We start from the raw sequence: 8,985 nt of genomic DNA, 5'->3' as shown, positions 1-8,985 counted from the left end.
GTTGCCGCCTCCGCCGCCGCCCTGGGTGCCGCCTTGGGTGTTGCCGCCTCCGCCGCCGCCCTGGGTGCCGCCTTGGGTGTTGCCGCCTCCGCCGCCGCCCTGGGTGCCGCCTTGGGTGTTGCCGCCTCCGCCGCCACCCTGGGTGCCGCCTTGGGTGTTGCCGCCGCCGCCGCCACCCTGGGTGCCGCCTTGGGTGTTGCCGCCGCCGCCACCCTGCGTTCCGCCCTGGGTGTTGCCGCCGCCGCCCTGGGTGCCGCCCTGGGTGTTGCCTCCGCCACCACCTTGCGTTCCGCCCTGGGTGTTGCCGCGACCGTTGCCCTGCGTTCCGCCCTGGGTGTTGCCGCCTCCGCCACCCTGCGTTCCGCCTTGGGTGTTGCCGCCTCCGCCGCCACCCTGCGTTCCGCCCTGGGTGTTGCCTCCGCCGCCACCCTGCGTACCGCCTTGAGTGTTGCCGCCGCCGCCCTGGGTGCCGCCTTGGGTGTTGCCTCCGCCGCCACCTTGCGTTCCGCCCTGGGTGTTGCCGCCGCCACCTTGCGTCCCGCCTTGGGTGTTGCCTCCGCCGCCACCCTGGGTGCCGCCCTGGGTGTTGCCGCGACCGCTGCCCTGCGTTCCGCCCTGGGTGTTGCCTCCGCCGCCGCCCTGGGTGCCGCCCTGGGTGTTGCCTCCGCCGCCACCCTGCGTCCCGCCTTGGGTGTTGCCTCCGCCGCCGCCCTGGGTGCCGCCCTGCGTGTTCCCTCCGCCGCCGCCCTGGGTCCCGCCCTGCGTGTTGCCGCGACCGCTGCCTTGCGTTCCGCCCTGGGTGTTGCCGCGACCGCTGCCCTGGGTGCCGCCCTGGGTGTTGCCGGGCCTCTTGTAATTGGGCTTCTTGTTGTATCCGCAATTGCGCTGCTTGCACGGCTTGTCCGGGACCACGTGCGAGGCGGCCTGGCCGGCCTGCACCTGAGAGCTGGGAGCTGTGCCATTCGGTGCAGATGATGCTGAAGCGGGGGTCCCGAAGCTGACAAGACCTCCCACCATCGCCGCCGACGCTATCGCCGTCGCTATCTGCTGCTTCCGACCGCAGTACCGCATGGTCGCGTCCTCTCTTACGGTTATCGAATTTCACTTGTGATGATTCGGGGCGCGGGATCCCACGCGATATGTCCGGCCATCTGGAGGTCGCGATATTCCATTCCTTGTACGCCGTGGTCGGCGGAGGTGAAATCGCTGAATACCGCTTCTGTCGAGTTCTTCTGCCCCGTGCGCTTTTCGTGATCCGTGGAGATGGATGCGCGGCTCACCGCGCACACCGGTCCCGTCCAAGCCGAGGGTGAAAAGGTGTCGCTCGTCGCTGACCTGCGGAGCCGGGTACATACTCGCCATCAGGTCTTCAGGCGTTGTGTGCCATACGGCGACTTATTTACCATCCTCATCGCATGTTTCGATCGGGTCAACTCAGGTAGCGGAACGGGAGGCGATCTGACCCCCGTGCTTGTCGCCTAAAATCACCACAGGGCCGGGGCGGGCTCAAAGGCGGCGCGGCTCCGGCCGTCGAAGAAATACTTCAGGGGAAAACGTTCCGTTCCGGTATGCGAAGAGAATCAGGGGCCGTCCCTGTCGCCAGAAATGGTGACACCGCAGAGGGGTTGGCCTGCTGAGCGGCGAAGTCGGCCCGGATCCGGGAGACTTGGCCGCTCTCCGCAACGGGTCCGTCCGGACGGACCGCCGGCGGGTAGGCCATGGCGAACTCCGCGGCCCAGACTCCGGCCATGAACGACTCCGCCGGGGTCTGTTCCGCGGACGAAAAAGCCGAGATGTCGCATCCTTCGGGGCCGCTGACGCGTCTACCTGCACATGGATCTCGAGAAGCAGGCTCCACGCGAAGTGGCCCCGCGGCGCCAGGACCCCGAGGGGTGTCTCGCCGTCGTGATCCGTGTCCCGGTGCGGATCGTCGTGCTCGTCCTGGTCGTACCGGTGCGGATGGTGTGGGACGCACTCGTCGTGGGCGGGCGGTTCCTGGACCGCACGGTGCTGCGTCCTCTGGGGCGGTTCCTCGGGCGCGCTCTGGCGTGGGTGGGGCGGGCGTTGTTCGTGTGGCCGTGGGTGGGACTGTGGCGGTACGTCGTCGTCCCCCTCGGGGTCGCGCTCGCCTGGGTGGGCGAGGTACTCGTCGTCGTGCCGTCCGTCTGGTGCTACCGCCACCTGTTGACCCCGCTCGGGCACGCCCTCGCCTGGCTGGCGCGGGGGACGGGTGTCGGCCTTGCCTGGGTGTACGCGCGCGTGCTCACTCCGGCCGGGCACGCGGTGGTGTGGGTCCTGCGTGGCGTCGGGTTCCTGCTGGCGGGCCTCGGCATCGGGCTGTATCGGGGCCTGGCGTGGCTGGCGCGTCGGATGGGCGCCGGTTCCGGCTGGCTGTACGCGCGCGTGCTCACTCCGGTCGGGCACGCGGTGGTGTGGGTCCTGCGTGGTGTCGGGTTCCTGCTGGCGGGTCTCGGGATCGGGCTGTACCGGGGTCTGGCGTGGCTGGCGCGGTATCTGATCGTCGTACCGGCCGGGTGGGTGTACGAGTGGGTCCTCGCGCCCGTGGGGCGGGCGAGCGCCTGGCTGGTGGGTGTGGTCGTCGGCGGGCTGGGCCTGGGCCTGTACTGGATCACCCGCGTCCTCGTCGTGCTGCCCGCGCTGGCGCTGTGGCGTCGGGTGCTCGTGCCGGCCGGACGGGTGCTCGCCGTCGTCGCGCGTGAGGTCGGGGACGCCCTGGGCCACGCCTGGCGGGTGGCGGGGCACATCTCCCTCGCCGTCGGACGGTTCCTCGGAACCTGCTTCCGGTGGATGTTCGTGGAGCCGGTGCGGTGGGTGTACCGGACCGTGCTGACGCCGGTCGGGCACGTCGTCCGGGACACCGTGCTGCGGCCCGCCGCCGAGGCCGCGCGCACCGTCGGCCGGGCCACCCGGCAGGCGCTCGCCACCGCCCGCGAGACCGCGCGGCAGGCCCGTGCCGACGTCCGGCGGACGCTGTTCGGCGAACCCCGGCGGCCGCGGGCCCTGGACCGGCGGGAACCGGTGCCCGCGGACCGACGGGAACCGGTGCCGGAGAAGGCGCGTACCCTTGACAGCAGGACCGGGCGCGAAGTGTCCCCGCCCACGCGGGGATGACGCGGACCGGGCGACGCCGGGCAGGCGTCGGCCGGGACACCCCCCGCTCGCGCGAGGGTGGCGCCACGGGTCCGTCCGCCGTACACAAGGAGAAGTTCCCCTGGGCAAGCGACAGCCCGAAGGCCCGCCGCCCGCACCTGCGGTGCAGCGCATCCGACTGCGCTACACCAAGCGCGGCCGCCTCCGGTTCACCAGCCACCGTGACTTCCAGCGCGCCTTCGAGCGCGCGTTGCGCCGTGCCGAGGTGCCGATGGCGTACTCGGCCGGCTTCACGCCGCATCCGAAGGTGTCGTACGCCAATGCCGCACCCACCGGCACGGGCAGCGAGGCGGAGTACCTGGAGATCGCGCTGGCCGCGCCCCGCGATCCGGACAAACTGCGCGCCCTCCTGGACGAGTCGCTGCCCGACGGGCTCGACATCGTCGACGCGGTCGAGGCGCGCACCTCGGGTCTCGCCGACCGGCTGACGGCTTCCGTGTGGGAGCTGCGGCTCGACGGCGTGGACCCGGCGGACGCCCGGCGTGCGGTCGAGGCGTTCAACGCCGCTGAGACCGTCGAGGTCCAGCGCATGGCCAAGAACGGCATGCGCACCTTCGACGCCCGCTCGGCGGTCGCGGGTCTGGAGAGCACGGAAACACAGAATGCACAGGCTGATAGGCCTACCGACCAGCCCTGTGCGATACTGCGGCTGGTTGTTCGGCACGTGACGCCTGCCGTTCGACCCGACGACGTCCTGTCCGGTCTCCGCGCCGTGGCCGACCTGGCGCCGCCGGTCCCCGTAGCGGTGACCAGGCTGGCGCAGGGGCTGCTCGATGAAGAGACCGGCACGGTGACCGACCCGCTCGCGCCCGACCGCGAGGCAGCAGCGACCGAGCCCCCCACGGCCGGCGCCACTGCCGCCGCGAAGGCGCCGGCGTAGGGAAGGTCCCGCGAAGGGACGGACGTCGTAGCGCCGCCCTCGTACTCGGGAGCCACCTGGGTCGGGCAGCGCACCGACCACAAGACTTTCGCCAGGCCGTACGCATTCGGCGTACGGAACCGGTGAGACAGGACACTAGAGAGCTCCCGTGCGGCGCCCGCGCCCCGGACGGCGGCCATCGCGCACCGCGCGAGCCGCGGACGTCAACGGCGATCGACATCGGTCGACGCCGGACCAGGTGCGGCGCCCGGGAGCCTGACGGGAGAAACGCCCGCATGCTCGAGCCGACCGAATCGACGGAGTCCGTGCAGGACTCCACATCCGACACCCCCAGCGACACCCTGCCGCCGCGCCGTCGGCGCCGTGCCGCCTCCCGACCGGCGGGCCCGCCGGTTGCCGCCGAGGCCCCGGTCGAGGTGACCACGCCGGCCGTGGCGGCCGCGGAGGCCGCCGAACTCGTGGCCGACGAGGACATCGAGACCGACGACGCTCTGGAGGCCGGCGAGGCCGCGGAGGCCGCACCTGCCGCTCGTCCGCGGCGCCGTGCGACCCGCCGCGCTTCCGCGCCCGCCGGGGCACCTGCCGCCGCCGAGGCCGCAGAGACCGTGGTGCCCGCCGCCGCGGTGCAGCCCGCCGCCGAGATCGCCGCCTCCGACGACGAGGCGGACGACTCCGCGGCAGCCGCCGAGGAGCCCGCGCCGCGCCGCTCCCGCCGTCGGGCCACGCGCAGTGTGGCCGCGCCGACGGCCACCGAGCAGGCCGCAGCGCCCGCGGAGGCCGAAGAGGCGCCCGCGGCCGCCGCCGAGCCGGAGGCCGAGCCCGCCCCTCGTACGCGTCGTCGTGCCACCCGCCGGGTGACCGCCCCCGCCGAGGCACCGGCTGCCGCCGAGGCGATCGAGACCGCCGCGACCGTGGAGACCCCGCAGGCCGCCGAGGCTCCGGTCGGCGCCGAGCAGGAGACGCCCGCCGCCGAGGCCGAGGAGGCCGCTCCGCGCCGCGCCCGTCGGCGCGCCACGCGCCGCGTCTCCACTCCGGCCGAGGACACCGAAGGCGCGCAGAACCACACCGAGGCCGGCGCGAGCGCCGAGGGTGCTCGGGCCGCCGTGGAGGAACCGGCTGTCGCCGAGGCGAAGGCTCCCGCCGCCGAGGCGGCCGCGCCGGCCCCGGCCGACGAGGACACCTCCCCGCGCCGCCGTCGCCGCGTCGTGCGCCAGGCGGCGATCGGGTTCTCCGAGCCCGCCAGGCCGAAGGCCGCCGAGTCCGATTCCCCGCGCCGCCCCGCGCGGCCCGCGGTCGCCGTGTTCCAGGCGCCCGTCTTCACCGAACCCCGGTTCCAGACGCCCGAGCGGGCCGCCGCGCAGGCCGCCGCCGAGGCGGCGGAAGACATCGCCGAGGTAGAGGAGACGGACGAGACCGTCGAGGTCGCTGAGGTCGCCGAGGCGGTCGAGACCAGCGCGTCCGCCGAGGAGACGGCCGGTTCGCGACGACGTCGCCGCCGTCGCGGTGCCGCCCACGCCGAGGAGCCCGAGGTCACCGACACCGTCTCCCAGGACGAGACCGAGGAGGCCGACGAGTCGGCCGAGGACGGTGTCGACGGGGACGAGGGTGACGACGCCGAGGAGACCGGCTCGCGCCGCCGCCGCCGGCGTGGTGGCCGTCGTCGCCGCCGTGGCGAGGCCGGGGACGGCGACTCCGACGACTTCGCCGCCGAACAGGCCGAGCAGGACGCCGAGGACACCGCCGAACAGGCCGAGGAAGACGCCGAGGACGCCGAGGACGCGCACGACGACGACAGCGGTGGCTCCAGCTCCACCAGCCGTCGCCGTCGCCGCCGTCGTCGTCGCGCCGGTGACTCCGGCACCGAGGCCGAGGCCGGCGACAGCGACCCCGAGCGCACCGTCGTCAAGGTCCGCGAGCCGCGCAAGGCCGCCGAGCCGTCCGACGAGGTGCAGTCCATCAAGGGCTCGACGCGCCTCGAGGCCAAGAAGCAGCGCCGCCGGGAAGGCCGCGAGCAGGGCCGGCGCCGTGTTCCGATCATCACCGAGGCCGAGTTCCTGGCCCGTCGTGAGGCCGTCGAGCGCGTGATGGTGGTCCGCCAGCACGGCGACCGTACGCAGATCGGCGTCCTGGAGGACGGCGTGCTCGTCGAGCACTACGTCAACAAGGAGCAGTCGACCTCGTACGTCGGCAACGTCTACCTGGGCAAGGTCCAGAACGTGCTGCCGTCGATGGAGGCCGCCTTCATCGACATCGGCAAGGGACGCAACGCCGTCCTGTACGCGGGCGAGGTCAACTTCGAGGCGCTGGGCATGGCCCACGGGCCGCGGCGCATCGAGAGCGCCCTCAAGTCCGGCCAGTCGGTGCTCGTCCAGGTGACGAAGGACCCGATCGGCCACAAGGGCGCCCGTCTGACCAGCCAGGTCTCCCTTCCGGGCCGCTACCTCGTGTACGTCCCCGAGGGCTCGATGACCGGCATCAGCCGCAAGCTGCCCGACACCGAGCGGGCCCGGCTGAAGACCATCCTCAAGAAGATCGTCCCCGAGGACGCGGGCGTCATCGTGCGCACCGCCGCCGAGGGCGCGAGCGAGGACGAGCTGCGCCGTGACGTCGAGCGGCTCCAGGCGCAGTGGGAGGAGATCCAGAAGAAGGCGAAGACCGGCAACGCTCCGACCCTGCTGTACGGCGAGCCGGACATGACCGTCCGCGTCGTGCGCGATATCTTCAACGAGGACTTCTCCAAGGTCGTCGTCAGCGGCGAGGACGCCTGGGGCACCATCCACGGCTATGTCTCGCACGTCGCGCCCGACCTGGCCGGACGCTTGTCGAGGTGGACCTCCGAGGTCGACGTCTTCGCCACGTACCGGATCGACGAGCAGTTGTCCAAGGCGCTGGACCGCAAGGTCTGGCTGCCCAGCGGCGGTTCGCTGGTGATCGACCGGACCGAGGCGATGGTCGTCGTCGACGTCAACACCGGCAAGTTCACCGGCCAGGGCGGCAACCTCGAGGAGACCGTCACCAGGAACAACCTGGAGGCGGCCGAGGAGATCGTGCGCCAGCTGCGGCTGCGCGACCTCGGCGGCATCATCGTCATCGACTTCATCGACATGGTCCTGGAGTCCAACCGCGATCTGGTGCTGCGCCGGCTGCTGGAGTGCCTGGGCCGGGACCGTACGAAGCACCAGGTGGCCGAGGTGACCTCGCTGGGGCTGGTGCAGATGACCCGTAAGCGGGTCGGCCAGGGCCTGCTGGAGTCGTTCTCCGAGACCTGCGTGCACTGCAACGGGCGCGGTGTCATCGTCCACATGGAGCAGCCGACCTCCGCCGGTGGCGGCGGCAAGCGCAAGAAGCGCGGGCGCGGCGGTGACGGGCACGTGCACGAGCACGAGCACGACGTGATCGCCGTCGAGAACGGCGTGACCGTCGAGCAGGAGGCGGACGACGAGGCCGAGGTCGTCGCCGAGATCGCGGAGCCGATCGCGCTGCCCGTCCCGGAGTTCGAGCCGGACGAGGAGCTGTACAGCAGCATCGCCGAGGCGGAGGCCGCGGCCGGCCGTGGGCGCTCCCGGCGCCGGACGAGCCGGCGGGCTTCGGCCCCGGCCGGTGCGCCCCGGGGCAGGGCCGCGCACGCCGAGGAGCCGAGGGGCGGCCGGGCCGCTGAGTCCGCTGTCGCGCAGGCCGAGATCGAGGCCGAGCTTCCGGTGGTGCCGGAGTCGGCTGCCGTCGCGCAGTCCGAGCCGGTAGCGGTCGAGGACCCGGTCGTCGAGGCGCCGGTCGTCGAGGCTCCCGCCGTCGAGGCTCCCGCCGTCGAGGAGGCCACGCCCAAGGGCCGGACGCGCCGTCGTGCGACCCGCAAGGTGTCCGCGCCGGCCGGTTCGCCCGCCGGAGCCGAGGCCGCCGTGGTGACGGTCGCCGAGGCCGTGCCGCAGGCTGCCGCCGAGCGGCCCGCCGCCGTAGAGGCCGAGCCCGAGTCCGTGCCGGTGTCCGAATCGGTGTCCGCGTCCGGGTCGGAGACGCTCGCCGAGAGTGCCGCCCCGGCCCGCCCGCGGCGCCGGGCGGTGCGCAAGGCCACCGCTCCGGCGGCGTCCGCTGAGGCGGCCGTCGTGGTCGTCCCGTCGGGCCCGGCGGAGGAGGCGCCCGCCGCCGAAGCCCCGGTCGCCACCGAGGCCGAGGCCGAGGCCGGCGCCGAAGCCGACGACGCGGCTCCGGCCAAGAAGGCCGCCGCCCGCAAGACGGCCAAGAAGGCCACGGCGAAGAAGGCCGCCACCAAGAAGACCGCGGCCAAGAAGACGGTCGCCAAGAAGGCCACGGCGAAGAAGGCCACGGCCACGAAGGCGGCCGCGAAGAAGACCGCCGCCAAGAAGAGCGCGGTGGCCGCCGAGCAGACGGCGCCGTCGGTCTCGGCGACGACGCAGGACTGATCTCCGGATCGCATCGAGAAGCGCGGGACACCGGTCTGGCGGTGTCCCGCGCTTCGTCGTTCGCGCCGTCCCGTGCGCCCCTTGTCGCGCCTGTCTTCTCGTGCGCCCCTCGTCGCGCCCGTCTCCCCGTGTGACGCTCGGTGTTCCCCTCTCCCCGTGTGACGCTCGGTGTTCCCGTCTCCCCGTGTGTCCCTCGGTGTTCCCGTCTCCCCGCGTGACGCTCGGTCGCGGCCGCAGAGCGCGGGGAGCACTCTGCGTGAACCCTGTGACGGATGGCACGCCATCTCCGGGTTTCCCTGTCGTAACCCTGAGGAAAAGCTTTGCACTTCTGCTGGTAACGTGACGGTGGACTCGGCAGCTGGTGACATGCGGGCCGTAGACCACGCGAGGTACCCAGGGGGCAGGGCCTTGCGGGAACCGTCCGCCGCCGCAAGGCGTGGGCGGACTTCCAGGGTTGCGGACGTGCCATGCTCGACACCGTCCCTTCCCGACCCGTGCACGACGTGGTGCGCCCTA

The 8,985-nt window shown here is 73.1% G+C and carries 4 protein-coding genes; 3 read left to right on the top strand and 1 reads right to left on the bottom strand.

Translation table 11 applies throughout. The annotated features are described in order from the left end of the window. Positions 1–1,017 (bottom strand): hypothetical protein (locus tag ACWCQK_RS08165; protein ID WP_451153153.1); only part of this gene is annotated, 1,017 nt, incomplete at its 3' end. A gap of 816 nt (positions 1,018–1,833) precedes the next feature. Here ACWCQK_RS08165 and ACWCQK_RS08160 point away from each other — a divergent pair. The 3 genes from ACWCQK_RS08160 (at position 1,834) to ACWCQK_RS08150 (ending at position 8,469) form a co-directional block, all read left to right on the top strand. Further along, the gene (locus tag ACWCQK_RS08160; protein ID WP_451153151.1) at positions 1,834–3,132 is read left to right on the top strand and encodes a hypothetical protein; all 1,299 of its coding nucleotides are present in this window, start codon (positions 1,834–1,836) and stop codon (positions 3,130–3,132) included. A gap of 142 nt (positions 3,133–3,274) precedes the next feature. Next, positions 3,275–4,051, top strand: coding sequence for a TIGR03936 family radical SAM-associated protein (locus tag ACWCQK_RS08155; protein ID WP_451153149.1), 777 nt, complete (start codon positions 3,275–3,277; stop codon positions 4,049–4,051). Positions 4,052–4,326: 275 nt separating this feature from the next. Beyond that, the gene (locus ACWCQK_RS08150; protein WP_451153147.1) at positions 4,327–8,469 is read left to right on the top strand and encodes an Rne/Rng family ribonuclease; all 4,143 of its coding nucleotides are present in this window, start codon (positions 4,327–4,329) and stop codon (positions 8,467–8,469) included. The last annotated feature ends 516 nt before the right edge of the window (positions 8,470–8,985 follow it).

The organism is Streptomyces sp. NPDC002306 (assembly GCF_053593435.1).
The sequence above is the reverse complement of the archived record's forward strand: the minus strand, read 5'-3'. Positions and strand labels throughout refer to the sequence as shown.